The sequence below is a fragment of the Labilithrix luteola genome, assembly GCF_001263205.1.
Classification (GTDB): Bacteria; Myxococcota_A; Polyangia; order Polyangiales; family Polyangiaceae; genus Labilithrix; species Labilithrix luteola.
On the sequence record NZ_CP012333.1, the window covers coordinates 170,998 to 193,785 of the forward strand.

Genomic DNA, 22,788 nt, shown 5'->3' on the forward strand with positions numbered 1-22,788 from the left:
CGCTCGTTGGGGCTTACGGAGGCTTTTGCAAATGCGCGCGTGGCTCCTCGGACTTCTGACGGCGATTGGTTCGGTTGGGATGGCTTGCAGCTCGTCTAGCGACGGCAGCATTTTCCCGGATGGCGGAACGGGCAACGGCTCGCATCCGGGAACGTCGGACACGTTTGGCGGGTCGGTCACCGACGACGGTGGCGAAGGAAGCAGTGGCGGTAGCAGCGGCAACAACGGCGACGCAGCAGCATGCGCGGTCGCGAGCGCCGCGGCTCAGCTCACGCCCGTCAACATGGTCGTCATGTTCGACGAGTCGGGCAGCATGGGCGACACCACGGAGAACCCGGCCTACAAGCCCGAGCTTCGTTGGATCCCGGTCGGCGACGCCATGAAGGCGTTCTTCAAGGATCCCGAGTCGGCGGGCATGAGCGCGTCGATCACGTTCTTCCCGATGGCGCCGACGGTCAACCGGCCCGAGGCCCCGTGGAAGGCGTGCGCCACGACCGACTACAACACGGCCGAAGTCGCGCTCAGCGCGCTTCCGAACGCCGCGCTCGCCGACGCCATCACGGCCCACGCGCCGAAGGGCGACACGCCGACGAGGGTCGCTGTCGCCGGAGCCATCCAGCAGGCGCAGGCGATCGCCGCCGCCAAACCGACCGAGAAGACGGTCATCGTCCTCGTGACGGACGGCGAGCCCTACGGCTGCGGCGCCACCACGACCCAGCAGACGAAGAACGAGCTCCAGTCCGTCGTGAGCGAGGTCTCGGCCGTTGCGGCGACGATTCCGACCTACGTGATTGGCGTCGGACCGAGCGTCGCGGCGCTCGACGCCGTCGCCACGGGGGGTGGCACCACCGCCTTCCACGTCGACGTGGGCAACCCCGCCAAGACGTCTTCGGATCTCTCGGCCGCGCTCACGGCGATCCGCGGGAACCTCACGCGCTGCGATTTCGACATCCCCGCCCCGAGCGACGGGCGCGCCATCGACTTCAACAAGGTCAACGTCGAGTTCACGCCGTCCGGCCAGGCCACGAAAACCTTGCCCTACAGCGCCGATTGCTCGGACGCGACCGGTTGGCACTTCGACAACGCGGCGGCCCCCAAGAAGGTGCTCCTCTGCGATTCCGCCTGTGGCACCGTTCGCGCGGACACCGGCGGCCAGATCAACGTCTCGTTCCGCTGCGAAGACCGCCCCGACGTCATCAAGTGATGTCGTGAGCGCGCCGTGAGCGCGCTGCGCGGACAAAAAGACAAGCACGCGAGCCTGGGCCGCCGGATTGGATTCTCGGCGGCCCTTCTCTTTGTCGGCATCGCCACGACGACGGCGGCAAGGCTACTGCGCGCGAGGCGGACGCCAGAGGGTCGTGCTGAGCCCGACCACGAAGATTTGCCCCTCGGGGCGCGCCTGCACGGCGAAGTCGTGCTCGTAACGCAGAGTGAACTTGCAGCGAATGGGCGGGATGACGACCGCGAACTCCGGGCCCACGCCGTACGCTCGGTCACGCGCGCCTCGGAGTTGAGGCGGTAGCGCGGATCCGTCGTCGTCCTCGACTTGCCAGATTCCGTAAGCGGCCAAGCCGATGTCGAAGATGCGAAGCGGCGACGTCCCGAATCCGCCTTGGACCTGGATCGTCGAGCCGCGCCGTAAATCGATGCGCGGCTTCCTGAGATTCTCGTCGAAGCTCGCGAGAGCAGACAGGTGCCAGGAGCGCGCGGCGTCGAAGTAGAGCGTCGAGCCCGCCGCGAACTGGTGGGTCACGTATCCTCGGCTGATGCTTGCGCTGCCCTCGGGCTCGAACGAGCCCGTCGGCAGATAGACGGCGTAGGAGACGACGACATCGATCTGCTTCGAGCGCCAGCCGAGACCGAGTGGCTGGGCGTAGATGTCGCCGAGTCCGAAGCGATCGATGCTCGCCTCCGGTTGCTTCGTGTTCACGGTCGAGCGAGCCATCGGAATGCCGAGCCCCACGTTCACGAACGTCGAGCGCAACGGGAGCTCGACGGTCGCGCCGATGCCGACCGCGCTCGCCAGCACCTTCGCATCGAGGCCGACGGGAATGGCTTCGCCATTGCGGTCGCGAAGGGTCGTGGCGCTGTAGTGGAGCACGCGATCGGTCATGTAGACGCCCGGCTCAGGCTGCGATCCTGCGCGCAGTCCGAGCGTCCCGAGCGTCTTGTGGCCAACCTCTTGCTGCGCGAACGCGTCGCGTGTCGAGGCGACGAGCGCGAGCGACACGATGACGCCCGTCCACGTCGTTCGCCCGCCCATGCGCGGCATCGAGCAATCGACATTCCACACCTCTGCGCCGGGCACCACCACGGCCTCTGAGACGGAGGCCACGGAGGATCGAACGACTTTCCCGACGACGCTCCAAGCAGCGGTGATCGACATGCGATTCGAGTGTCCCCGATGCCGCGGACAACAACGTGCATGCTGCACACAACAAGACCACACGCGCACGCTCGTGCTGGCGTCGACGATAGGCGCTGCGCGACGACGGCGTTCGACTTCTTCTTCGAAGACTTCTCGACTCAGGTCAGCGCCAGGTACAACCTTGCTCTTCGCAGAGACTCTCCGACGCCATCAACGAGCACGACTGAGCGTGTCCGCCGCAGAACCATTCGAGTTGCCCATTCGCACCGAACCGATTCTGCAGGTCGCAGCCCAACACGTCGGCACAGGTCGCGGAGGAGAGGGACCCGCATCGCTTGGGCGAGCCCTTGCAGGACGCGGCAAACGCCCGACGTTGGGTTTCGACAGCGCCTATCGCGACGAACTGCGCGCTCCGTAGAGCGGCGAAGCCTCGTCTTTTCCCTGCGCGCCACCAGCGGTGGCGTAGACACGTCTGCCTCGCGTCTCTCTCGGATCGGCGCCTGGCGCCATCGAGAGGCTCTGCTCTAATCGCGCGCGGTGATGCTCCCGCTTTCCTACCGCTTCGCGCTGGTTGCCTCGTTCATTGCGCTCACCGTCGCCGCGTGCAGCGGGGGCGAGAGCGGTACGCCGTCGTTGGCAGACTCGCCGTCCTCGCCCGCCGTACCGACGGCGACCGCGACGGCTACCGCCACTGCAACCGCGCCGTCGTCCCCGCCTCCACCTCCCCCGCCGGCGCCGGACGCGGGCGACGCAGCGCCGCCGAACCCGTACGCGGGAGGCGCGCCCATCGCCGCGCCGGCGAACCAGTGGACGTACGTGCCGATGAACGACTTCATTTGCGGTAACGGCAACCCGAGCGGCATCGCGATCAACCCGTCCACCTCGCCGACGGCGCCGCTCCTCGTCTTCTTCATGGGCGGCGGCGCGTGTTGGGACACGCTCACGTGCCTCGGCGGCACGGCCTCGAACATCGCCGAGGACGTGGGCGAAGCAAACGTGATGGGCGACGTCGACCGCGTGAAGGCGCTCTTCGATCGTACGGCGACGGAGAACCCGTTCAAGGACGCCTCGTTCGTCTTCGTCCCATACTGTACCGGCGACCTCCATGCCGGCGATGCAACGAAGACCTACTCGATCATCGCCAAGTCCGTGACGGTGCACCACAATGGCTCGAAGAACTCGGACGCGGTCGTGAAGCGCCTCCTCGCCACGTTCCAGACGCCATCGAAGATCTACGTGACGGGGGCGAGCGGCGGCGGCTATGGCGCGATGTTCAACGTCTCGCGCTTCCAAACGGCGTGGCCGGGCTTCCGCGTCGACCTTCTCGACGACTGCGGGCCGCCGATCCATCCCGCCGGCAACACCTGGCAGAAGATGCGCGCGTCCTGGAACCTCCAGCTCCCGTCCGGCTGCACGGGATGCGAAGACGACGCGTCGAAGATCCTCCCGTACCTCGCGGCGCAGATGCCCCAAGCCCGCTTCGCGCTGCTCGACTACACGCAGGACAAGACGATCCGGGCTTTCACCGGCGTGCTGATCCCGCAAGACTTCGAGAACAAACTGATGGCACTTCGCGCCGCCGCGGGCCCGCGCCAGCGCATGTTCTTCGTGGCGGGCGACAGCCACGTGCTGATCCGGGAGGATCCGCTGCCCACCTCGGCTGGAGGCCTTCCGCTCTACTCCTGGCTCCAGCGCTTCGCGTCCGACGATCCGGCCTGGGACCACGAAGGCCCCTGAGACACCAACGGCACGTCCTTGCGCTTCGTAGAGCTCACCTGCGGCCAATGACTCGACCCTGAAAATCGGGCCGTAGGATGTCGCCGACGAGTTAGAGTCATCTTGACTCTTTTCATGTTCGAGCGCACGATAGGGCCATCGTGTGGACTCGCCAAAGCCTCACCACGCATCTCGTCAAAGGTCACCGCGTCGACTTTCTCTTCTTCTGGGGTCACACCCCGAAGTCGCCTGGGCGCGTCGACGCATCGTGTCTCAGCCAGTGGTTTCCGGCTCCGTTCGTGATCGACGGCGTCAGGTACGCCACCGCTGAACACTTCATGATGGCCGAGAAGGCGCGCCTCTTTGGTGATGACGACGCACTCTCGAACATCCTCGCCGCCAAGTCGCCTCCCGAAGCCAAGGCGCTCGGCCGCACGGTCCGCAACTACGACGATGACGCGTGGTCGGCTGCGCGCGTCGATGCCGTCGTGCGGGGCAACCTCGCCAAGTTCGGCCAGGACGAAGCGCTCGGCGCGTTCCTGCGTTCCACCGGACGCCGGATCCTCGTGGAGGCAAGCCCGCACGACCGGATCTGGGGCATCGGCCTCGGAGGCTCGAATCCCGCCGCCCAGCAGCCCTCGCAGTGGCGCGGCCAGAACCTCCTCGGCTTCGCCCTCACCGAGGTCCGAGCTCGCCTCTTCGGAGGACAGAAAGACCACAGCGCAACTCCGTTGCGCTGATTGAATCGTCAAACGGAGTCCGCGACAAACTTGTGCAAAGGACCGAGAATTTCGGGGCCGTCGCCCATCATGGGCCCCGAAATTCTCGCTCCGTGCAAGTGGTCGCCGCGGTAGTCAGTGCCAAGTGGCGCTGGGAGGCCAGAACGGGAGCGCCCACTCCGATGTGTCGCCGAGCGGGAGAAGATCGGTGGTCGGCGCTCCTTTCCGCCAGAGCCCGAGCTTGCCATCGCGCGCGATGACGACGCTCTTGCCGTCGGGAGAAATTCGACTCGCCCAGGACCACGGCGTGCGCAACGGGTCGGGCGGCGTTGCGAGGGTGACTTCGAGCAAGGTGTGCGTTCCCGTCGGCAGATCGACGAAGATCGCACGCTTCACACCATCGTGCTTGCTGCTCGTTGGAACCTCGCGGAACAGCAAGGTCGACGACCCGGGCGGGCCCCAGCTCTTGGCGGCGAAGGAAGGCTCCGTCGCGAGGTTCCGATAGACCTCGCGCGGCGTCGCACTCGGGTCGCCATCGAGGTCCAGCGCTTCGAACCAATGCGTGTCTTGCTCGATGTGCTCGAGCAAGAGCCACCGCCCATCGGGCGAAGGCTCGGCTTTCGTGAATGTCGCGCGCTCCGTCCCTGCGATCTCCGTCGCGACGGGAGCCGAGCCCTCGAAGTCGACGAGGGAGAGGCGTCGCGATCGACGATCGGCGCGCATGAGCACGCGCGGGTGGCGCACGCCGACCCAGCTTGGCACATCGCCCATCGGGATTGACGCGAGCTCGCCGTCCTTGGGGCTCCAAAGCACGAGCTGGCGGGCGTCTTTCGTCCCTCGTAGGACGAGCATCGCCGTGCGCGACGGATGCCATGGTCCGAAGAAGCACTGGATCCCGTTCGGGCGATCGAGTCCGCATCCTGGAACGTCCCGTGACGCGCCATCGACGAGCGAGACCACGACCATGTAGCTTCCTCCGTCGGGGACAGGACGGAAGCTGCTCTGCATCCACACGCCGTCCTGCGAAACGTCGCCGAGGCCCTCCACGGCGAGTTCCCGAGACGGCCCGGACGGTTCGACCGCCTCGCCGAGCCCGACGTCGAAAACAACGACGCGAAGCGGCCACGCCGGCTCCCGGACCGCCATGACGATCCGATCGCCTGTCGGCGTCCAGCGGGCGTCGACATGCTGATAGGGGGGCACGTCGGGGTCCGACGTTCCAACGAGTCGATGGAGCTCACGGACAGCCACGGTGCCGTCGTCGTGTGGGGTCACGACCGCGAAGGGCGTGCCGGTGGCGCCGGTCTCCTTCCAGAGAAGGAACTGATCGCGCGTCGGTGAGGGCGCGTAGTTGCCGTAGGCGACGTTCTTCCAGGCGTCGCCGTTCGCCAGCACCGGTTCGCGCCAGGGGGTCGCCGTCGAGTCCGCGTCGTATCGGCGGAGCCAGAGATGGGTGTCCGCTGGCGCGTCCGCCATGTACATCAGCCAGCGGCCGGTCGCGGACCACACGGGCCTGTGCGGCTCGTAGGCGTTCGTGGCCACGTCGAGCGCCGTGGTCGCGACAGGCGCGGCGCGCAGATCGTGCGCAAGCAGCAAGCCGCTCCCCGGTCGCTCGGCAACCTCGAGTGTCACGAGCGGCGTCGACGCGTCGAGCGCCGTTTCTGACGCCTCGGGGACGCCGGCGAGCCGCCCACAGGCCACGAGTGCTCCGAGAAGGCCCGACACCGCGAGTCCAGACGCGCAGTGCGCGCCCTGCAGAAACCAGTCGCCCGACTCGGAGATGCCCCTGCCCACGTACGCTAGTCGTCCGGCGCGCGAGAAAGAGTCACGCCGGGACGCAACGCGCACAAAAAACTGCGAGCGCCCTACCCGAAGGTAGGAGCGCTCGCATAAGTCCGTCCGTTACGTCAGACCGCGATCAGACGCGGCGGCGCTTCGGGGGGCGGCAACCGTTGTGCGGGACCGGCGTGACGTCACGGATGAGCGTGACCTTGAAGCCCGCCGTCTGGAGAGCGCGGAGAGCGCTTTCGCGGCCGGCGCCGGGGCCCTTCACGAAGATCGCGACCGAGCGCATTCCGTGCTCCATCGCCTTGCGGCCCGCCTCTTCGGCAGCGAGCTGGGCAGCAAAGGGCGTCGACTTACGCGACCCCTTGAAGCCCTTCGAACCGGCGCTCGACCACGCAACGGTGTTGCCGTTGATGTCCGTGATCGTGACCACCGTGTTGTTGAACGTCGACTGAATGTGGGCAATGCCCGTCGCAACGTTCTTCTTGACCTTCTTCTTGCCAGGCTTCGCCTTGCCAGAGGTCGCACCCGCAGCCGTCTTCGCAGTCGCCATGACTTAACTCCGAATCTCAGTTCACAAGAAATCGGCGATCACGCCGGCTTACGAGCGCCACCACCACGCGAGAGGATGCCCTTACGGGGACCCTTACGCGTACGCGCGTTCGTGTGGGTGCGCTGACCGTTGACGGGCAAGCCACGACGGTGACGGAGGCCGCGGTAGCAACCGAGGTCCATCAGGCGCTTGATGTTCATCTGCACTTCGCGGCGAAGGTCGCCTTCGACGCGGTACTCAGTCTCGAGGAGTTCACGAATGCGCTTGATGTCGCCTTCGGTGAGCTCTTCGGTCTTCCGGTCTTCCGGAATGTTCGCCTTCTTGCAGATCTCTTTCGCGAGAGCTCGGCCGATACCGTAGAGGTACGGGAGCGCGAACGCGACGTGCTTGTGGCGGGGGAGGTCGACGCCTGCAATACGAGCCATGGTTCCCTCTGTACGCTTTCCTGGTTAACCCTGGCGCTGCTTGTGGCGCTGGTTCTCACAAATGATGCGGACGACGCCCTTGCGGCGGACCACTTTGCACTTGTCGCAGATCTTTTTTACGGACGGACGGACCTTCATGACTCACTCCGAAACTAACTGGTCGTTCGAAAGAGGGTTCCTTCGAACTCCCCTCACTTGTGGCGGTAGGTAATGCGGCCGCGGCTGGGATCGTAGGGGCTGACTTCGACTGTGACCCGGTCGCCAGGGAGGATGCGGATGTAAAACTGCCTCATCCTCCCGCTGATGGTGGCGAGCACCACGAGCCCGTTATCACACTTCACGCGGAACATGGCGTTCGGCAGCGCCTCTTGGACGACGCCATCGAACTCGAGCTTGTCGCCCTTGGGCTCTTTCCGCTCACGACGCTCGCTCATTCACCAAGCCTTCTTTCCCTACCTCGCCGCTTCGTCACCTGGAAACTCATCACTGGGCTGCTTCCACCGCGGAGATTACCCGCTGGGTCACTGCTTCGACCTCGCCCACCCCGTCGATCCGCTTCAGCAGCCCGGCTTTCTCGTAGAAGGGAAGCAGGTCCGCAGTCATCTTCTCGTAGACGTCGATTCGGTTTCGAACGGTTTCCTCTTGGTCGTCCGCTCGATGCTCCAAATCGGCATCCGGGGGGGGTGGCTTATACTTCAAGTGGTAAATCTGTCCAGTACGTTTGTCGGTGCGACGGAGCACAGCTCGCTCAACCAGCAGATCCTTGGGGACCTGGAGAGCGACGACCACGTTCAGCTTGTGGCCTTTCGAGCTCAAGAGCTCGTTAAGCGCCTCGGCCTGGGGTACCGTACGCGGGAAGCCATCGAGGAGGAATCCGTTGGCCGCGTCCGGCAGCTCGGTTCGCTTGCGGATGAGGTCGATAACGACTTCGTCCGGGACGAGACCGCCCTTGGACATTTTCTCGACCAATTCCTTCGGGAGGGTCCCGTTGGCCTTGGCCTCACGGAGCATATCGCCCGTGGAGATCTGCGGGATCTGCCAGCGAGAGCAGATGAGCTTCGCCTGAGTCCCCTTCCCCGCACCTGGCGGGCCGACGAACACGAGCCGCATCAGACGTCCCTCCTGCCGCGGACGCGCGTGGCGCGACCGCCTCCCCCGGAAAGGCCTTCGTAGTTGCGCGTGATGAGGTGAGCTTCGATCTGAGCGACGGTGTCGAGCGCGACGCCGACGACGATCATGATGGAGGTGCCGCCCCAGCGGAACGGGACCTTGAAGTACTCGCTGATGACCGTCGGGACGACGCAAACCGCCGCGACGTAGAAGGCGCCACCGAGCGTGATGCGGGTCATCACACGGTCGATGTACTCGGCCGTCTGCTTGCCCTGACGAATGCTCGGGATGAACGCCTGCTGCTTCTTGAGATTGTCCGCGACGTCCACGGACTGGAACGTGACGGCCGTGTAGAAGAAGCAGAAGAAGACGATTAGCGCGACGTAGAAGACGTTGAACAGCCAGTCGCCGCGCTCGAGGCTGGACTGGAGCTGCGCCATGCCGGGGACGTGCATACCCGCGAGCGTGGCCGGGAACATGAGCAGCGAGCTGGCGAAGATCGGCGGGATGGTACCCGCGGTGTTGACCTTCAGCGGCAGGTGCGCCGTCTGTCCGCCGTAGACGCGACGACCGACGGTACGGCGCGCGTAGTAGATCGGGATCCGGCGCTGGCCGCGCTCGAAGAACACGATGGTCGCGACCGTCAGGACGACAATCGCAGCGACCGCGAAGAGGTTCAGCGGCTGGATCGAGCCCTTGTGCGTCTGGAAGTAGCCGAGAACGCCACCCGGGATGTCCGTCACGATGCCGGCGAAGATGATGAGCGAGATACCGTTGCCGATACCGCGCTCGGTGATCTGCTCACCGACCCACATGATGAACGCGCAGCCAGTCGTGAGCGTGAGGACCGTCATCAGACGGAACGCCCAGCCCGCGTGGGCGACGACGTCGCCCGTGGCTCCACCCGCGAAGTCTGCGTTGTTCAGAGCCTCGAGGCTCATCGCAATGGTGAAGCTCTGGAAGCACGACAGTACGACCGTGCCGTAGCGCGTGTACTGGTTGATCTTCCGCGTGCCCTGCTCGCCTTCCTTACGAAGCTCGTCGAGCGGCTTGAACACCATGGTGAGCAGCTGCAGCACGATGCTGGCGCTCACGTACGGCATGATGCCGAGCGCGAAAATCGACAAGTTCGAGAGCGCACCGCCGGAGAACATGTTGAAGAAGCCGAGCAGGCCTCCTCCAGACTTGTTCACCACCGCCTTCATGACGTTCCGGTCAACACCGGGAATCGTCACGAAGGCGCCGATGCGATAGATGGCGAGCATCGCCAGCGTGAAGACGACACGGCGCCGAAGCTCCGGCACTTTGCCGATGTTCGAGAAGCCGGCGAATGCGCTCATCGAGATACGACTCTCTCGCTTATCACTCGGCCGCGGCGGCGGCCTGAGCCTGCGCGAGGAGAACGGTCTTGCCGCCCGCCTTCGCGATCTTTTCCTGCGCGCTCTTCGAGAACGAGTGCGCAGTCACCGTGACAGCCTTCGTGAGCTCGCCACGACCGAGCACCTTGATGCGGTCGAACTTGCCCTTGATGATGCCACGAGCGCGGAGCGCGGCCTCGTCGACCTTCGCGCCGGCCTCGAACGCCTCGAGGTCGCTCACGTTCACTTCGGCCACGACGGCCTTGAAGATGTTCGTGAAGCCACGCTTCGGGAGACGACGAGCGAGCGGGGTCTGTCCGCCTTCGAACCACGGCTTGAACGTGCCGCGGCGGGCGTACTGGCCCTTCTGACCACGGCCGGCAGTCTTGCCGAGACCGGAGCCGACACCACGGCCCTTGCGGATCTTGTCACGCGTTGCCCCTTCGGGCTTCGCGAGCTTGCTAAGTGTATCAGCCATTGTTGGCCTCTTCGACCGTCACTTCTTCGACAGTGACGAGGTGCAGGACGCGCTTGATGGCGCCGCGGAAGGACGGAGTGTTGTTGACGACGACGACCTTGCCGATGCGGCCGAGCCCGAGACCCCTGAGGTTCAGGCGAAGACGCTCATCGATACCGATCGTGCTGCGAATCTGCTTGATGCGGAGCTTGGCCTTCACGGCGTCACCTCGGCAGCCTTCTTCTTGCTCTTCTTGCTCTCGACAATCAGGTCGGCCGTTTGCTTCCGGCGCTTGTTGGCGACCATGTCGAGATTCTTCAGCTGCTTGAGCGCGTCCACCGTCGCGTGAACGACGTTGTGCGGGTTCGCGCTGCCAATGCACTTCGTAAGGATGTCGTGGATGCCCGCGCTCTCGACGACGGCGCGAACCGCGCCGCCGGCGATGACGCCCGTTCCCTGCGATGCAGGGCGGAGGAACACTCGACCCGCGCCGAAGTGACCGTGCACTTCGTGCGGAACGGTGACGCCGTCGAGCGGCACCTTGAAGAGGTTCTTACGCGCCTGATCGTTGCCCTTACGGATGGCCTCGGGCACTTCGTTGGCCTTGCCGAGCCCAACACCCACGTGACCGCTCTCGTCGCCGACGACGACAAGGGCCGCGAACGAGAAGCGGCGACCGCCCTTCACGACCTTCGCGACGCGGTTGATGTGGATGATGCGCTCCTTGAGCTTGTCCTCGTCGATCTGCTCGATAGCCATCTTGAGTCTCGATTCTTGAAGTCTTGAATAACGGGGGCGCTAACGCGCGCTCTCAGAACTCGAGGCCGCCTTCGCGGGCGCCCTCGGCGAGCGCCTTGATGCGCCCGTGGTACATGTAGCCATTGCGGTCGAAGACGACCTTCGTGATGCCCTTGGCCTTGAGCATCTGAGCGATCTGGTTGCCGACCTTCTTGGCCGCGTCGCTCTTGGTGGCTTCTTCGGCGTAGCCCTTCACGTCCTTCGCGAGGGTCGACGTGTGCGCGAGCGTCTTGCCCGCGACGTCGTCGATGACCTGCGCGTAGATGTGGCTCAGGCTGCGGAAGACAGTGAGACGGGGACGCTCGGACGTCCCGTTGATCTTGTTGCGGATGCGGAGCTTGCGTCGCTCGCGCCCAACGATTCGCGCCATGACGAGGCTCCTTACTTTCCGCCCTTAGCGGCCTTGCCGGCCTTCTCTTTGACCTTTTCGCCCTGATAGCGAACGCCCTTGCCACCGTAAGGCTCCGGCGGACGGAATCCGCGGATCTTGGCAGCGGTCTGACCCATGACTTCCTTGTCCGCGCCCGTCAGGATGATGAGCGTGCCCTTGGAGTCGCCAGGGATTTCGACCTTGATCCCCTCGGGGATCGGGAAGTTGACCGGGTGCGAGAAGCCGAGAGCGAGGTTGAGAACCTTGCCCTTCACTTCCGCGCGGTAACCGGTACCGACGAGCTGGAGCGTCCGCGTGTAGCCCGTGGCTGCACCGAGGACCATGCCGTTGATGATGGCGCGGGCGAGGCCTTGGAACCGCGCACCATCGCGACCGCCGACGGTCGGCATGATGCTGACGTTCGCGCCGTCGACCTTCACGCTGACATTCGGCGTGAGGTCGCGCGAGAGCTGGCCCTTGGGGCCCTTGACGTCGACCTTGCCATTCGCGACGGCGAGCGTGACACCCTTCGGGAGGGCGATCGGGCGCTTGCCGACGCGCGACTGGCGGAGGTCTTCCGGAGTATCAGCAGTAGAAGTTTGAGCGGTCATGGCTATCACCACACTTCGCAGAGGAGCTCGCCGCCGACGCGCTGCTCGCGCGCCTGGCGATCGGTCATGACGCCACGGCTGGTCGAGAGGATCGAGATCCCCATGCCGCTACGGACGCGCGGAATGCGGTCGAAGCGGACGTAGACACGGCGGCCGGGGGCCGAGATACGGCGGACGCCGTCGATGGCGCTCGCGCGGTCACGGCCGTAGCGCATGACGAGCGTGAGGGTCTTGCGACCTTCGCCTTCGCTGACGCGCACGTCGTCGAGGAAGCCCTCGGCCTTGAGCACGGCAGCAATGTGCTGCTTGACGTGGGAGTGCGGCATCTCCGCGCGGTCGTGGCGCGCGAGCGCCGCGTTGCGGATACGCGCGAGCATATCGGAAATGGGATCGGTCATCATGGGATCACCAGCTCGCCTTGATCACGCCGGGGATTTCGCCGCGGAGTGCAAAGGTACGGAGGCAAAGACGGCAGAGCTCGAACTTCCGGTAGTACGCGCGTCCACGACCGCAAACCTTGCAGCGGTTACGGTGGCGAACACTGAACTTCGGAGCGCGATTGAGCTTCGCAAACTGACAGGCTCGGGCCATTGGTCTTCCTCTTCGTCACGCCTGCCGGAACGGCATGCCCAGGTGCTGGAGGAGCGCACGCCCCTCTTCGTCCGTCTGCGCCGTCGTCACGAAGGAGATGTTGAGTCCCTTGATGACGTCGATGCGGTCGTAGTTGATCTCGGGGAAGATGATCTGCTCCTTGAGACCGAGCGTGTAGTTCCCCTTGCCGTCGAACGCTTTGCGCGAGACGCCGCGGAAGTCACGCATGCGCGGAAGGCCGAGCGTGACGAGGCGGTCGAGGAACTCCCACATGCGGCCCTTGCGGAGGGTCACCATCGCACCGATGGGAAGGCCGGCGCGGAGCTTGAAGCTTGCGATCGCCTTCTTCGAGCGCGTGACGACGGGCTTCTGGCCGGTGATGGCGCGGAGCTCGTCGACTGCGGAGTCGATGATCTTCGGGTTCGTCACCGCGGCGCCGAGGCCCATGTTGATGACGATCTTTTCCAGGCGCGGGACCTGGTTGACGTTCGTGTAGTTGAACTGCTTGGTCAGCGCCGGAGCGGCTTCCTTCGCGTACTTCTCTGCGAAGCGCGGGGGCACTGCTTCCGTGTTCGAGACGACCTTCTGGGCGGGCGCCTTGTCGCCGGAGCCGTCGCGGCCCCGCTTCTGCTGCTTCTTGTTCTTATCGTCAGCCATGGCTCAGCTCCAGCGCCTCAGGACGCCGCTTTGCGGGGCGACGGGATTTCCTCGCCGCTCTTGACGGCGACGCGAACCTTCACGCCCTTGTCGTCGGTCTTGACGCGCACGCGCGTCCCCTTGCCCGTCTTCGGATCAGCAAGCATGACCTTGCACGCCTGGATGGGCTGCTCGCGCTCGAGAATGCCGCCCTGCTGCATGCGGGGGTTCGGCTTCATGTGGCGCTTCACGAGGTTCACGCCCTCGACGATGACTTTGCCGTCCTCGAGGAAGAGGCGCATGACCTTGCCGGTCTTGCCCTTGTCCTTGCCCGAGATGACGACGACGGTGTCGCCCTTCTGAAGTCGCGCGACGCTCATCACAGCACCTCCGGTGCGAGCGAGATGATCTTCATGAACTTCTTCGCGCGGAGCTCGCGGGCCACGGGTCCGAAGATACGGGTTCCGACGGGCTCGAGCTGGGCGTTGATGAGGACGGCGCTGTTCTCGTCGAAGCGGATGTAGCTTCCGTCCGCGCGCGGTGTGTCGTCCTTGACGCGAACGACGACGGCCTTGGCCGTATCGCCCTTCTTGACCTTCGAGCCGGGACCCGAAGAGGTCTCCTTGATCGCGACGACGATCACGTCACCGAGCCTCGCGTAACGACGACGCGATCCGCCGAGCACCTTGATGCACTGGACGCGCTTGGCGCCGGAGTTATCGGCGACCTCCAGGATGGTACGCATCTGGATCATGGCAGCCTCATTCCTCCACGAACTTCTTGACGAGGCGCACCACGATGAAGCGCTTGTCGCGCGAGATCGGGCGGTGCTCCTGAATCTCCACTTCGTCACCAACCTTGTACTGGTTGGTCTCGTCGTGGGCCTTGTAACGGGTGCGGCTACGGACGTACTTGCCGTAGAGCGGGTCGCGGCGCGCGTTGACGCACTCGACGACCACGGTCTTGTTCATCTTGTCTTTGATGACCTTGCCGACCATCTTGCGGCGGAAGCCGTGCGCCTCGTTCTCGGGCGAGACGGCTGCCTTGCTGGCGGGGGCCTTGGGAGCGATTTGAGTCATGGCTACTTGGCCTCACCCTTGACAGCCGCGTTGAGCTCCTGCTGACGAAGCAGGGTCTTCACGCGCGCGAGGTCGCGACGGGTCTTGTTGATGGTGCTCGTGTCGTCGAGCCGGTTCGTGAAGTTCTTGAAGCGCGCGGTGAAGACGTCCTTGGCGAGGCTCTTCTCGAGCTCCTTGAGGTCTTCCGTGCTGCGCTCGCGCAGGTCCTTGGCCTTCATGACGACGCCTTTCCAGTCGTGGACGCGAGGCCCGCGACGACCCCGGCCACACCGCGGACGAGGAACTTGTAACCGACGGGGATCTTGTGACCGGCAAGACGGAACGCCTCGCGCGCGGTCTTCTCGTCGACGCCCGAGATCTCGTACATGACGCGACCCGGGAGGATGTCGGCGGCCCATTCCTCGACGCCGCCCTTACCTCCACCCATTCGAACTTCGAGGGGCTTCTTGGTGACCGGACGGTGCGGGAAGATACGGATCCAGAGCTTGCCCTGGCGCTTCACGTGGCGGGTGATCGCCATACGGGCAGCTTCGATCTGGCGCGCCGTGAGACGGCCCGGCTCGACGGCCTGCATCGCGAAATCGCCGAAGGACACGTCGGAACCGCGGGATGCGATACCGCGGTTGTTGCCCTTCTGCATCTTGCGGAACTTGGTTCGTTTGGGGACGAGCATGACTTCCTCGAAAAGTCTCTAAGAGTAGGCCGCGGCTCAGCCCGCGATCGTGGGACGGCGCGTGCGGCGGGGGAGAACTTCACCCTTGAAGACCCAGCACTTGACACCGATGATGCCGTACTTGGTGCGGGCTTCCGCCTGGCCGAACTCGATGTCGGCGCGGAGGGTGTGGAGGGGGACGCGACCTTCGCGGTACGTCTCGACGCGGCTCATTTCGCTGCCACCGAGGCGGCCCGAGCAGCGGATACGGATGCCCTTGGCGCCGAACTTCATCGCCGTCGAGAGCGCCTTCTTCATGGCGCGACGGAAGGCAACGCGGCGCTCGAGCTGCATCGCAACGTTCTCGGCGACGAGCTGAGCCGACGTCTCCGCCTTGCGGATCTCCTGGACGTCGATGAAGACCTCGTTGTCCGTGAACGACTGAACGCCCACGAACTTGGTCTCACCCTTGGCAGCCGTCTTGAGGTTGCCGATCTTGAGGGTCTCGATGCCCTTGCCGCCCTTGCCGATGACCATGCCCGGGCGAGCGGTGAAGACGATGACCTTCGCCTTGTTGGCGGCGCGCTCGACCTCGATGGACGCGATGTTCGCGTTCATGAGGAATTCTTTGACAGCGCGCTTGATGCGCATGTCTTCGTGGAGCCACTTCGCGTAGTTCTTGTCCTCGAACCACTTCGAGTTCCACGTCTTGATGACGCCGAGGCGGAAGCCTACCGGATGAACTTTCTGACCCATGTGTCTGCCTTACTCGCGCGTGCCGAGGTGGATCGTGATGTGGCTCATGCCCTTCTGGATGCGCGTCGCGCGACCCATCGCGCGGGGGCGCCAGCGGCGCATGTGCTTGTTGGGCGCCTTGTCGACGAAGGCGGTTTCGACGAACAGTGCGTCGAGATCGACGCCCGGGCTGGTGGTGCGCGCGTTCGCAACCGCGCTCTCGATGAGCTTCTTGAGGACCGGAGCGCCGGCCTTCTGCGTGAACTCGAGGAGCTGCAGGGCCTCGCCAGCCTGACGACCGCGAACGAGGTTGACAACGACACGAGCCTTACGCGGGCTCAGCCGCGCGAAGCGGGCAATCGCCTTCGACACCATGGGAACTGGGACCTTCCGCGCGCTCTGCTTGGCGCGATAAGTGACTCTTCGGCTGTTTCGAGACTCCGTCGTACCGCCGGGGGCTGCCGGTTCGAAGAATCGAAGCACCGGGAGCCACGCCGGGGGCCGTTACGGCCGTCTAGAGACACTACGTGACGTACTACTTCGAAACTGCTGTCCTCTTCATCGAAGAAGAAGACCGCGTCCTACGAAACCCTCTCTTTGGGAGGGGGCCCCGCGGGAGCGCGTACTTTACGCAGAGCCGACTACTTGGCAAGCAGATTCTGCGACAACTAGCGAGAAAGCGACTGGAGGAAGTCGTAGACCACCGCGTTGAAGTGGTCCGGAACCTCCAGATTGACCATGTGACCTGCGCCTTGGACGATTTCGCGGCGCGCGCGAGGCAGAGATTTGGCGTACGCCTCGGCCATCTGGAGAAAGCTCGGCAGATCGCCTTCGCCCGACATGATGAGCGCGGGCGTCTGCAGCTCCTTGAGCCGCGGCGCAGGATCGGCGTCCAACCAAGAGGAGGTAACGCGCCCTGTCCAATGAGCTCCGCCGTAGTCGAGGACGATCTGGCGAACCTCTTCGAACAGGTCCTCGTCGTGACGGAGGCCCAGGTAGAGCGGGTCGTCGAGCCAGACTTCGGCGGCCGTCGTGATGTCCCCATCCGAGGCGAGCGAGACGCAGCGATTCCACGACTCGATGCCGAGACGGCGACCGAGGAGCTGCGGGCCCACGAACGAGAGGGACTGGACGCGGCGCGGAAAACGCAGCGCGAAGTCCGTGGCGACGGCGGCGCCGAACGACGCAGCCAGAACGTGTGCCGAGGTTAGGCCCGCCGCGTCCATCGCGCGGCCGACTTCTTCGGCTGGACTGACCTCGCCGACGTCGCGAGCCTGGGCCCCGAATCCCGGAAGATCCACCGTCACAATGCGGAACTCGTCCGAGAAGACCTCGACCTGACGGCGCCACATGCGCGCGTCCAGCGCGAAGCCGTGGAGCATCAGAAGCGCTGGCTTCTGGTCATCGCTCCGCTGGACTGCCGGGCTCATCGACACGGCTTATAGTGGTCCTCGGCCCCGCCCGGAAGTGCGATCGAAGCGGAACGAACCAAGATTGGGGCCCCCACTGTTCGGAAATCGGCGAGGCTCGTCCCGCATGCGGTCAGCCAAGGCGCCGAGCAGCCTGTCGGTCATCGTCGCCCTGGCGTTTCTCTACACTGCCCAAGGCATCCCGTTCGGCTTCGCGACCGAGTACCTACCGGTCGTCCTCCGCGAGGAAGGCTACAGCTACGCCAAGATCGCCGCGCTCTTCTGGCTGCAGCTTCCGTGGCAGCTGAAGGTCCTTTGGGCAAAGGTCGCCGATGATCCCGCGCGCGTGCATGGACGCGCTCGATCATCCTCGTTCTGCAGCTCGCGTTGACGGTCACGGTGGCGGCTTTCGCCATCCGACCGCTCCACGACGCGCCCCTCCTCTGGTTCGCGCTCACCGCAGTCGCCTCGGCCCTCGCAGCAACCCAGGACGTGTTCGTCGACGCCTTCGCCGTGCGCGTGCTCGCGCCGAGTGAACGCGGCTACGGAAACACCGCCCAGGTGGCCGGCTACCGCGTGGGTATGCTGATCGGGGGCGCCGCGCTGCTCGTCCTCGTGGGGCGACTCGGCGAACGCACCACGCTTCTTTCGTGCGCAGGCGTGGTGGCCGCGGCGAGCATCGGAGCCTTCGTCGGATCGGCGAATCGCGATCCGCATCGCAGCGAGACCTCGGATGCGCCCCGAACGTCGCTTCCGAACGAGGGGAAGGCCCTCGGAGCCAGAGCACTCGCCCGGCACGTCCTCCGCGAGGAGACGCGTCCCGTGCTCGCCCTCGCCCTGACCTTCAAGCTAGGCCTTCACATGGCGAGCTCTCTTCTCAAGCCGATGCTCAAAGACTTCGGCTGGAGCAAGGAGCGCATCGGATGGGCCGCCGTCACGGTCGGCTCCGTATCGGCGCTGGCGGGCGCGGCCGTCGGCGGGTTCCTTCATCGTAAGCTCGGCGAACGCCGCGCGCTCTTCGCATCGGTGGTGATCCAGACGCTCGTTTGCGTTCCTCTCGTTGCCGTCGAGCGACTTCATGCGCCGTTCGCACTCTCGACCGTCGCGATCGCGTTCGAACACTTCGGTAGCGGCCTGGGAACGACGGTGCTCTTCGCTGCGCTGATGAGCGCCACGCGCCCTTCCGATGCCGGTCTCCACTACACCGTCCTGACGAGCGCCAACGCGCTCGCCATCGGGTTCGGCTCGCTCTGCGGCGGCATGATCGCCGATCACGCCGGCCTCCTCGCAGCCTTCGTGGTCTCGGCGCTCGTCTGCGTGCTTCCCGCGGCGCTGCTCCCGCGATGGGGAGAAGCGAGCCGCGCGAGCGCCTCGTGAGCGCGTCGTGAGCCAGTCTCAGTGCAGAACGACTTCGACGGGCGCCGCCATCGACGAAGGGAAGTTCACCCGCGCGTCGCGCCCGTTGAAGCCCAGCTCCACGCCACCATCCGGCTCGACGAAATTCTCGAACCGCGTGGCCTGCGGCCATTGGCGCATCGTCCACGTGTAGCGCCCGGCGGCCGCGGGTAACCCGAAATCCTGCGGGTTCGGCAGGGTCGTCGTTCGGTCGGTCGTGAGGACGCTCAAGATCGTTCCGCCGGGATCGACGGGGACGAAGACATGTTCGCGCATCCCTTCGCCGTCGCCCGTGACCGTGAGGCCCTCGACCGTCACGGGAACCGGCGCATCCGGCACGGTCAACGTAGGAACGGGCTTGAGGATGTCGAAGATGCGCAGCTCGGATTCCGACACGATGGCGCCACGCGTTGCGCGCGCGCGGACGCGCCACCACGAGTACCAGATGACGGGGATCTGGACGACCTCGTTGGGAAGCGGCGTCGCGACGAGCTGGGAAATCGTGCGATTGCCGAAGTCGACCCAGAGCTCGAGGCGCTGGATGGTGAAGCCGGAGGGCGCGAACACCGAGAAGGAATTCGGCGCCGTGGGCGGCGTGACCGTCGACAGCTGCGTCAGACTGATGACGACCGAGTTCGCCTGGTCGGCGCGCACGAGCAGGTTGGCGTGGCCGAACGCCGTCGCGGCGAGGATGCCCGCGTTCTTCGGGTAGACCACGGCGTGGAGCGTCGCCGTCGTGGTGTTCAGCGTGTCGTTCGGGCGCGGTGAGGTCTCGAACCGACGAAGCCCTAGCTCGACCGTCCGCCCTTCGGTTCGCAGTGACGCGACGTCGTCTCCGAAGGCGAAGAACGTGACGGCCGAATCGTCATCGAGCGGGGGGTCGAAGGCCACCTGCAATGGCGCGACGAACGCCTGAGGAACCATTCCCCCGCCGATCTGCGGTTCGAAGTAACGAGACTGGACTCCGCGAAACGCCACGAGCTCGCGCGCCGCCGTACACGGAGCCGCGCCGCACGAGAGACCAGCGAGGTGGTCGTTTCGGATCGTCAGATCGTAGATCGATGGCCCGGCGTTGAACGCATAGAAGCCGAACGGATCGGTCACGAACGTGCGATCGGCCAGCGGTATCTGCTGCTCGAAGAGCGCATCCGCCCCATCGTTGGAATTGGAGGTCAGGCGAACGACGGCATCGGGGACAGGTTCGATCTCGGAGAAGACGTGACCACCCAAGCTCCGCGAGCGATTGTCTTCCGTACCGAACGTCGAGCGAGAATGCGTCGTGTCGCTCCGATCGCATGCCGCGACCAATCCCAACGCCGCGAGCGCCGTGGTCGAAAGAAAGCAAAGTGTGCGATGCATCGGCACGGCGCCGAACCTAGCACGCTCCGATCGCCGCCGCTCGGTCGCCTACATTCGGCGCCGAAATCCCCAATCGCGCGCACGGAGGGACAACGATTTCCAGAGCGCGGTGGCAAAGAGGTTCCCGCGCGTTCCCTTCCCACTCAGGCCATGGCCCTCGTCGCGAAGGACGATTCGCGATTCACGAACGCACGTCGTCAGCCAAGCTGCGGAAGCTGCCAGTCGCGCCACACCGCGACGAGACGAAGACCGAAGCAGGCCAGGCCGCCCGCGAAGCTCGCCAAGGACGGCTTGAGTCCGAGGCGACGCTGCCCGGCGATCATCACCGCCGCGCCGAAGATGGCCGCAACGGCGTAGATGTCGCGATGAAGAACGGCGGGCGAACGGCTCATGAGCATATCGCGCACGCACCCGCCACCGACGCCCGTGATAGCGCCCATGAGAACTGCGATGGTGGGATGGATCCCGAACGCCAGCGCCTTCTCCGCCCCGGCCACGGCGCAGAGCGCGAGGCCGAGCGCATCGAGCACCACGAGCAGCGTGCTGGGGATGTGCCCGAGATACGCCTGCATCATGAAGACGAGCGCGCCGCCGGTGAACGCAACCGAGGCGTAACGCCAATCGCTGACGGCGGCGACCGGACGACACCCGATGAGCAAGTCACGAACGATGCCGCCACCGAGCGACGTCGCGAACGAGAGCACCAGGACGCCAAGGATGTCGAACTGCCCAGCCTTGCCAGCCATCGCCCCCTCGATGGCGAACACGAAGATGCCGAGGAGGTCGAGGGCGACGAGCAGGCGCCCCATGGCGCTTTTCGGAGATGGGCCTTTGAGAATCTGCCCGGTTGCGTCGGGACTTGGAACAGGCGCCGGAGCCACGCGCGCATCGTAGAACACGCCGGCACCACGCCCGGCGACGATTTCGAGGCGATGGAGCGAGCGCGACCGTAGCACGCGTCGCTAGCCGTGGGCTCCGTGCGCGGGCCTACCGGCAAGCGCCTCTTCGGTGACGTCGAGTCCGTGGAGCGCCTCGCGATACAAGACGTCATCGACTTCGCGCTTCTCCCAGAGCGTCTGGAGTCGCGCGCGCTCGGCCCCGAGGCCCACGAGGCGAAGGTCACGGAGCAAAGCCTCACGGGCGACCTCGGCATGGTCCTGTTCGCCCACCCGCGTTCGATAGTGGTCGAGAATCAAGGCCACGGCCTCGGCCATCTGTTCGGGATGCTCCGATGACGCCACCTCGCGCGCTTCCCGCTCACGCTCCAAGGCCGATATCGCTGCCTCGGCGAGCATCGCGCGCAGGTTTGCGAGGTCGGCGGCGTGCTTCGACGTGTCCTCGGGAAGCTCGATGCCACGCAAGACGAGCGGCAGCCCGATGCTTCCGGCGAGAAGGGACATGACGATGACCGCCGCGGCCAGATACACGCCGACGGCGCGCGCAGGATACTCGCCGTGCGCCGTCGTCATCACCGCGGGGATCGTGAGCGCGGCTGCGAGGGATACGGCACCACGCACTCCAGCGAGCGCGGTGGCGACGAGCAAGCGGAGCGGAATCTTCACGACGGGAGCTCCCCGCGTCGCACGGCGATAGAGCGTGACCCGCATCGAAACCCAGACCCACGCGAACCGAAGTGCGAAGAGACCAGCACCGATCACGAACACGAGGACGGCGGCCTGACGTCCGCTCAATCCTGCCGAAGCGATGACCGACGGACCGTGCACGGCGATCTCCGGCAACTGCAAGCCGAGGAGCACGAAGACGAGACCGTTCAACGCGAGCTCGAGTGCGCCGAGCACCGTCATCGTCTGACGACGCGCCACGCGCTCGCCCACCTCGAAGATTCCGAGCCTCGGAAGAACCATACCGGCCGCGGCCGCCGCGAGAATGCCCGAGCAGTGCACGTGCTCGGCAACGAGATACGCAACATACGGAAGAACGAGGACGAGCAAGATGCGTCCTTCGGGTGCGTCGTCACTCGCTCCGAACACGAAACGCTGCGCGCGCGCGAACACCCACGCGGCCGCCGTTCCAATCGCAACGCCCCCAACCGCGACCACCACGAGCGAGGTGCTCGCACTCACGAGCGAGAAGGTTCCCGTGGCGATCGCGGCAATCGCGACGCGTAGGCAGACGAGGCCCGATGCGTCGTTCATGAGCGCTTCGCCCTGCAAAATATGCATCAAGGCTCGCGGCACCCGCGCGCGCCCCGTAATTCCTGCCACGGCCACCGCGTCGGTCGGCGAAAGCGCGCTGGCGAGCGCAAACGCGAACGGCAGCGGGAGCGACGGAACGAACGCATGCGCGAGAAGGCCGAGGCCGAACACCGTGAAGATCACGAGTCCGAAGGCCATGAGCAGGATCGTCCGGCGGAACCGCCGAAAATCGCGTTTCGGAATTCGCCAACCGTCCACGAAGAGGAGTGGCGGGATGAAGAGCAAAAGGAAGAGCTCCGGCTCGAGCTCGACATGCATGCCGATGGGCCAGGCCAGGAGCGCCCCGGCGAAGATCTGCAACAACGGCAGCGGCACGGGGATCGCGCGCACGAATCCGTTCGTGAGCGCGACCACGGCGAGAAGAATCAGTGAAAGCGAGACGGTATGCACGGCCCGTGTTCGATGTCTTCACATCGCAACAGGTTGTGGCGACGCACGCCCGGCGG

Annotated in this window: 33 protein-coding genes; 5 read left to right on the forward strand and 28 right to left on the reverse strand. The window is 65.4% G+C overall.

Annotated elements, in window-relative coordinates:
• The first annotated feature begins 31 nt into the window (after positions 1-31).
• A complete protein-coding gene (locus tag AKJ09_RS00855; RefSeq protein ID WP_146645163.1) occupies positions 32-1,204 on the forward strand; it encodes a vWA domain-containing protein in 1,173 nt (390 codons plus the stop codon).
• Between the two features lie 123 nt (positions 1,205-1,327).
• On the opposite strand, the gene AKJ09_RS00860 is transcribed toward AKJ09_RS00855, so the two are convergent.
• Together AKJ09_RS00860 and AKJ09_RS52550 are read right to left on the reverse strand one after the other, a co-directional pair.
• Positions 1,328-2,335: a SphA family protein gene (locus AKJ09_RS00860; protein WP_169927148.1), complete on the reverse strand. Its 1,008-nt coding sequence runs from the start codon at positions 2,333-2,335 to the stop codon at positions 1,328-1,330.
• A gap of 587 nt (positions 2,336-2,922) precedes the next feature.
• On the reverse strand, positions 2,923-3,204 hold the full coding sequence (locus tag AKJ09_RS52550) for a hypothetical protein (protein ID WP_169927149.1): 282 nt from the start codon (positions 3,202-3,204) through the stop codon (positions 2,923-2,925).
• Here AKJ09_RS52550 and AKJ09_RS00865 point away from each other — a divergent pair.
• Both AKJ09_RS00865 and AKJ09_RS00870 read left to right on the forward strand, forming a co-directional pair.
• Positions 3,191-4,105: a pectin acetylesterase-family hydrolase gene (locus AKJ09_RS00865; RefSeq protein WP_169927150.1), complete on the forward strand. Its 915-nt coding sequence runs from the start codon at positions 3,191-3,193 to the stop codon at positions 4,103-4,105. The genes AKJ09_RS52550 and AKJ09_RS00865 overlap by 14 nt on opposite strands.
• 137 nt (positions 4,106-4,242) lie before the next feature.
• The gene (locus AKJ09_RS00870) at positions 4,243-4,824 is read left to right on the forward strand and encodes an NADAR family protein (RefSeq protein ID WP_146645170.1); all 582 of its coding nucleotides are present in this window, start codon (positions 4,243-4,245) and stop codon (positions 4,822-4,824) included.
• Between the two features lie 114 nt (positions 4,825-4,938).
• On the opposite strand, the gene AKJ09_RS00875 is transcribed toward AKJ09_RS00870, so the two are convergent.
• The 23 genes from AKJ09_RS00875 to AKJ09_RS00985 form a co-directional block, all read right to left on the reverse strand.
• Complete coding sequence (locus AKJ09_RS00875; protein ID WP_146645172.1) at positions 4,939-6,597, reverse strand: hypothetical protein; 1,659 nt, start codon at positions 6,595-6,597, stop codon at positions 4,939-4,941.
• Between the two features lie 124 nt (positions 6,598-6,721).
• On the reverse strand, positions 6,722-7,141 hold the full coding sequence (gene rpsK / locus AKJ09_RS00880) for a 30S ribosomal protein S11 (protein ID WP_146645174.1): 420 nt from the start codon (positions 7,139-7,141) through the stop codon (positions 6,722-6,724).
• A gap of 38 nt (positions 7,142-7,179) precedes the next feature.
• Complete coding sequence (rpsM, locus tag AKJ09_RS00885; RefSeq protein ID WP_146645176.1) at positions 7,180-7,566, reverse strand: 30S ribosomal protein S13; 387 nt, start codon at positions 7,564-7,566, stop codon at positions 7,180-7,182.
• A 24-nt stretch (positions 7,567-7,590) separates the two neighbouring features.
• The gene (rpmJ, locus tag AKJ09_RS00890; protein ID WP_146645178.1) at positions 7,591-7,704 is read right to left on the reverse strand and encodes a 50S ribosomal protein L36; all 114 of its coding nucleotides are present in this window, start codon (positions 7,702-7,704) and stop codon (positions 7,591-7,593) included.
• A 53-nt stretch (positions 7,705-7,757) separates the two neighbouring features.
• Positions 7,758-8,000, reverse strand: a complete 243-nt coding sequence (gene infA, locus AKJ09_RS00895; RefSeq protein WP_146645181.1) for a translation initiation factor IF-1 — start codon at positions 7,998-8,000, stop codon at positions 7,758-7,760.
• A gap of 49 nt (positions 8,001-8,049) precedes the next feature.
• Positions 8,050-8,676: an adenylate kinase gene (locus AKJ09_RS00900; RefSeq protein ID WP_146645184.1), complete on the reverse strand. Its 627-nt coding sequence runs from the start codon at positions 8,674-8,676 to the stop codon at positions 8,050-8,052.
• Entirely contained in the window at positions 8,676-10,016 is a 1,341-nt protein-coding gene (gene secY / locus AKJ09_RS00905; RefSeq protein ID WP_146645186.1) for a preprotein translocase subunit SecY, read from the reverse strand. Before secY ends, AKJ09_RS00900 begins: the two co-directional genes overlap by 1 nt.
• A gap of 22 nt (positions 10,017-10,038) precedes the next feature.
• A complete protein-coding gene (gene rplO, locus AKJ09_RS00910; protein ID WP_146645189.1) occupies positions 10,039-10,512 on the reverse strand; it encodes a 50S ribosomal protein L15 in 474 nt (157 codons plus the stop codon).
• Entirely contained in the window at positions 10,505-10,711 is a 207-nt protein-coding gene (gene rpmD, locus AKJ09_RS00915) for a 50S ribosomal protein L30 (RefSeq protein WP_146645190.1), read from the reverse strand. The genes rplO and rpmD overlap by 8 nt, the downstream gene beginning before the upstream one ends.
• Positions 10,708-11,250 (reverse strand): 30S ribosomal protein S5, encoded by a 543-nt coding sequence (rpsE, locus tag AKJ09_RS00920; RefSeq protein WP_146645193.1) that lies wholly within the window; start codon positions 11,248-11,250, stop codon positions 10,708-10,710. The genes rpmD and rpsE overlap by 4 nt, the downstream gene beginning before the upstream one ends.
• Before the next feature lie 52 nt (positions 11,251-11,302).
• Positions 11,303-11,659: a 50S ribosomal protein L18 gene (rplR, locus tag AKJ09_RS00925; RefSeq protein WP_146645195.1), complete on the reverse strand. Its 357-nt coding sequence runs from the start codon at positions 11,657-11,659 to the stop codon at positions 11,303-11,305.
• An 11-nt stretch (positions 11,660-11,670) separates the two neighbouring features.
• A complete protein-coding gene (gene rplF, locus AKJ09_RS00930) occupies positions 11,671-12,270 on the reverse strand; it encodes a 50S ribosomal protein L6 (RefSeq protein WP_146645197.1) in 600 nt (199 codons plus the stop codon).
• A gap of 5 nt (positions 12,271-12,275) precedes the next feature.
• Positions 12,276-12,671 (reverse strand): 30S ribosomal protein S8, encoded by a 396-nt coding sequence (gene rpsH, locus AKJ09_RS00935; RefSeq protein ID WP_146645199.1) that lies wholly within the window; start codon positions 12,669-12,671, stop codon positions 12,276-12,278.
• A 4-nt stretch (positions 12,672-12,675) separates the two neighbouring features.
• Entirely contained in the window at positions 12,676-12,861 is a 186-nt protein-coding gene (locus AKJ09_RS00940) for a type Z 30S ribosomal protein S14 (protein ID WP_146645201.1), read from the reverse strand.
• 15 nt (positions 12,862-12,876) lie between these two features.
• Positions 12,877-13,518 (reverse strand): 50S ribosomal protein L5, encoded by a 642-nt coding sequence (gene rplE / locus AKJ09_RS00945; protein ID WP_146645202.1) that lies wholly within the window; start codon positions 13,516-13,518, stop codon positions 12,877-12,879.
• Positions 13,519-13,535: 17 nt separating this feature from the next.
• A complete protein-coding gene (gene rplX, locus AKJ09_RS00950) occupies positions 13,536-13,877 on the reverse strand; it encodes a 50S ribosomal protein L24 (RefSeq protein WP_146645205.1) in 342 nt (113 codons plus the stop codon).
• Positions 13,877-14,251 (reverse strand): 50S ribosomal protein L14, encoded by a 375-nt coding sequence (gene rplN / locus AKJ09_RS00955; protein ID WP_146645207.1) that lies wholly within the window; start codon positions 14,249-14,251, stop codon positions 13,877-13,879. Before rplN ends, rplX begins: the two co-directional genes overlap by 1 nt.
• A 7-nt stretch (positions 14,252-14,258) precedes the next feature.
• Positions 14,259-14,495 carry a 30S ribosomal protein S17 gene (gene rpsQ / locus AKJ09_RS00960; protein ID WP_275936730.1) on the reverse strand — a complete coding sequence of 79 codons (237 nt, stop codon included), beginning with the start codon at positions 14,493-14,495 and terminating at the stop codon, positions 14,259-14,261.
• A gap of 83 nt (positions 14,496-14,578) precedes the next feature.
• Positions 14,579-14,794 (reverse strand): 50S ribosomal protein L29, encoded by a 216-nt coding sequence (gene rpmC, locus AKJ09_RS00965; RefSeq protein ID WP_146645212.1) that lies wholly within the window; start codon positions 14,792-14,794, stop codon positions 14,579-14,581.
• Complete coding sequence (rplP, locus tag AKJ09_RS00970; RefSeq protein WP_146645214.1) at positions 14,791-15,249, reverse strand: 50S ribosomal protein L16; 459 nt, start codon at positions 15,247-15,249, stop codon at positions 14,791-14,793. The genes rpmC and rplP overlap by 4 nt, the downstream gene beginning before the upstream one ends.
• Positions 15,250-15,285: 36 nt before the next feature.
• Complete coding sequence (gene rpsC, locus AKJ09_RS00975) at positions 15,286-15,984, reverse strand: 30S ribosomal protein S3 (protein WP_146645217.1); 699 nt, start codon at positions 15,982-15,984, stop codon at positions 15,286-15,288.
• 9 nt (positions 15,985-15,993) lie between these two features.
• A complete protein-coding gene (gene rplV, locus AKJ09_RS00980) occupies positions 15,994-16,338 on the reverse strand; it encodes a 50S ribosomal protein L22 (protein WP_146645219.1) in 345 nt (114 codons plus the stop codon).
• Between the two features lie 293 nt (positions 16,339-16,631).
• On the reverse strand, positions 16,632-17,393 hold the full coding sequence (locus tag AKJ09_RS00985) for an alpha/beta fold hydrolase (protein ID WP_146645221.1): 762 nt from the start codon (positions 17,391-17,393) through the stop codon (positions 16,632-16,634).
• A gap of 106 nt (positions 17,394-17,499) precedes the next feature.
• Here AKJ09_RS00985 and AKJ09_RS52555 point away from each other — a divergent pair, with 106 nt between their 5' ends.
• Positions 17,500-17,763: a hypothetical protein gene (locus AKJ09_RS52555; protein ID WP_169927151.1), complete on the forward strand. Its 264-nt coding sequence runs from the start codon at positions 17,500-17,502 to the stop codon at positions 17,761-17,763.
• Positions 17,760-18,749 carry an MFS transporter gene (locus tag AKJ09_RS00995; RefSeq protein WP_205633560.1) on the forward strand — a complete coding sequence of 330 codons (990 nt, stop codon included), beginning with the start codon at positions 17,760-17,762 and terminating at the stop codon, positions 18,747-18,749. Before AKJ09_RS52555 ends, AKJ09_RS00995 begins: the two co-directional genes overlap by 4 nt.
• A gap of 18 nt (positions 18,750-18,767) precedes the next feature.
• Here the strand turns inward: AKJ09_RS00995 and AKJ09_RS01000 are convergent, their stop codons facing one another.
• The 3 genes from AKJ09_RS01000 to AKJ09_RS01010 all read right to left on the reverse strand — a co-directional run bounded on the left by AKJ09_RS01000 (position 18,768) and on the right by AKJ09_RS01010 (position 22,732).
• Positions 18,768-20,132, reverse strand: coding sequence for a hypothetical protein (locus tag AKJ09_RS01000; RefSeq protein WP_146645228.1), 1,365 nt, complete (start codon positions 20,130-20,132; stop codon positions 18,768-18,770).
• A 191-nt stretch (positions 20,133-20,323) separates the two neighbouring features.
• Positions 20,324-20,935, reverse strand: coding sequence for a trimeric intracellular cation channel family protein (locus AKJ09_RS01005; protein ID WP_146645230.1), 612 nt, complete (start codon positions 20,933-20,935; stop codon positions 20,324-20,326).
• A 153-nt stretch (positions 20,936-21,088) separates the two neighbouring features.
• Positions 21,089-22,732, reverse strand: coding sequence for a Na+/H+ antiporter (locus tag AKJ09_RS01010; protein WP_146645232.1), 1,644 nt, complete (start codon positions 22,730-22,732; stop codon positions 21,089-21,091).
• Positions 22,733-22,788: the final 56 nt, after the last annotated feature.

What these genes read in the sequence shown, in the direction of transcription:
- AKJ09_RS00855 (WP_146645163.1), top strand. Translation starts at nt 32, where the DNA reads ATGCGCGCGTGGCTCCTCGGACTTCTGACGGCGATTGGTTCGGTTGGG.
- AKJ09_RS00865 (WP_169927150.1), top strand. Translation starts at nt 3,191, where the DNA reads ATGAACGACTTCATTTGCGGTAACGGCAACCCGAGCGGCATCGCGATC.
- AKJ09_RS52550 (WP_169927149.1), bottom strand. Translation starts at nt 3,204, where the DNA reads ATGAAGTCGTTCATCGGCACGTACGTCCACTGGTTCGCCGGCGCGGCG.
- rpsK (WP_146645174.1), bottom strand. Translation starts at nt 7,141, where the DNA reads ATGGCGACTGCGAAGACGGCTGCGGGTGCGACCTCTGGCAAGGCGAAG.
- rpsM (WP_146645176.1), bottom strand. Translation starts at nt 7,566, where the DNA reads ATGGCTCGTATTGCAGGCGTCGACCTCCCCCGCCACAAGCACGTCGCG.
- rpmJ (WP_146645178.1), bottom strand. Translation starts at nt 7,704, where the DNA reads ATGAAGGTCCGTCCGTCCGTAAAAAAGATCTGCGACAAGTGCAAAGTG.
- infA (WP_146645181.1), bottom strand. Translation starts at nt 8,000, where the DNA reads ATGAGCGAGCGTCGTGAGCGGAAAGAGCCCAAGGGCGACAAGCTCGAG.
- AKJ09_RS00900 (WP_146645184.1), bottom strand. Translation starts at nt 8,676, where the DNA reads ATGCGGCTCGTGTTCGTCGGCCCGCCAGGTGCGGGGAAGGGGACTCAG.
- secY (WP_146645186.1), bottom strand. Translation starts at nt 10,016, where the DNA reads ATGAGCGCATTCGCCGGCTTCTCGAACATCGGCAAAGTGCCGGAGCTT.
- rplO (WP_146645189.1), bottom strand. Translation starts at nt 10,512, where the DNA reads ATGGCTGATACACTTAGCAAGCTCGCGAAGCCCGAAGGGGCAACGCGT.
- rpsE (WP_146645193.1), bottom strand. Translation starts at nt 11,250, where the DNA reads ATGGCTATCGAGCAGATCGACGAGGACAAGCTCAAGGAGCGCATCATC.
- rplR (WP_146645195.1), bottom strand. Translation starts at nt 11,659, where the DNA reads ATGGCGCGAATCGTTGGGCGCGAGCGACGCAAGCTCCGCATCCGCAAC.
- rplF (WP_146645197.1), bottom strand. Translation starts at nt 12,270, where the DNA reads ATGACCGCTCAAACTTCTACTGCTGATACTCCGGAAGACCTCCGCCAG.
- rpsH (WP_146645199.1), bottom strand. Translation starts at nt 12,671, where the DNA reads ATGATGACCGATCCCATTTCCGATATGCTCGCGCGTATCCGCAACGCG.
- AKJ09_RS00940 (WP_146645201.1), bottom strand. Translation starts at nt 12,861, where the DNA reads ATGGCCCGAGCCTGTCAGTTTGCGAAGCTCAATCGCGCTCCGAAGTTC.
- rplE (WP_146645202.1), bottom strand. Translation starts at nt 13,518, where the DNA reads ATGGCTGACGATAAGAACAAGAAGCAGCAGAAGCGGGGCCGCGACGGC.
- rplX (WP_146645205.1), bottom strand. Translation starts at nt 13,877, where the DNA reads ATGAGCGTCGCGCGACTTCAGAAGGGCGACACCGTCGTCGTCATCTCG.
- rplN (WP_146645207.1), bottom strand. Translation starts at nt 14,251, where the DNA reads ATGATCCAGATGCGTACCATCCTGGAGGTCGCCGATAACTCCGGCGCC.
- rpsQ (WP_275936730.1), bottom strand. Translation starts at nt 14,495, where the DNA reads ATGGTCGGCAAGGTCATCAAAGACAAGATGAACAAGACCGTGGTCGTC.
- rpmC (WP_146645212.1), bottom strand. Translation starts at nt 14,794, where the DNA reads ATGAAGGCCAAGGACCTGCGCGAGCGCAGCACGGAAGACCTCAAGGAG.
- rplP (WP_146645214.1), bottom strand. Translation starts at nt 15,249, where the DNA reads ATGCTCGTCCCCAAACGAACCAAGTTCCGCAAGATGCAGAAGGGCAAC.
- rpsC (WP_146645217.1), bottom strand. Translation starts at nt 15,984, where the DNA reads ATGGGTCAGAAAGTTCATCCGGTAGGCTTCCGCCTCGGCGTCATCAAG.
- rplV (WP_146645219.1), bottom strand. Translation starts at nt 16,338, where the DNA reads ATGGTGTCGAAGGCGATTGCCCGCTTCGCGCGGCTGAGCCCGCGTAAG.
- AKJ09_RS00985 (WP_146645221.1), bottom strand. Translation starts at nt 17,393, where the DNA reads ATGAGCCCGGCAGTCCAGCGGAGCGATGACCAGAAGCCAGCGCTTCTG.
- AKJ09_RS52555 (WP_169927151.1), top strand. Translation starts at nt 17,500, where the DNA reads ATGCGGTCAGCCAAGGCGCCGAGCAGCCTGTCGGTCATCGTCGCCCTG.
- AKJ09_RS01005 (WP_146645230.1), bottom strand. Translation starts at nt 20,935, where the DNA reads ATGGGGCGCCTGCTCGTCGCCCTCGACCTCCTCGGCATCTTCGTGTTC.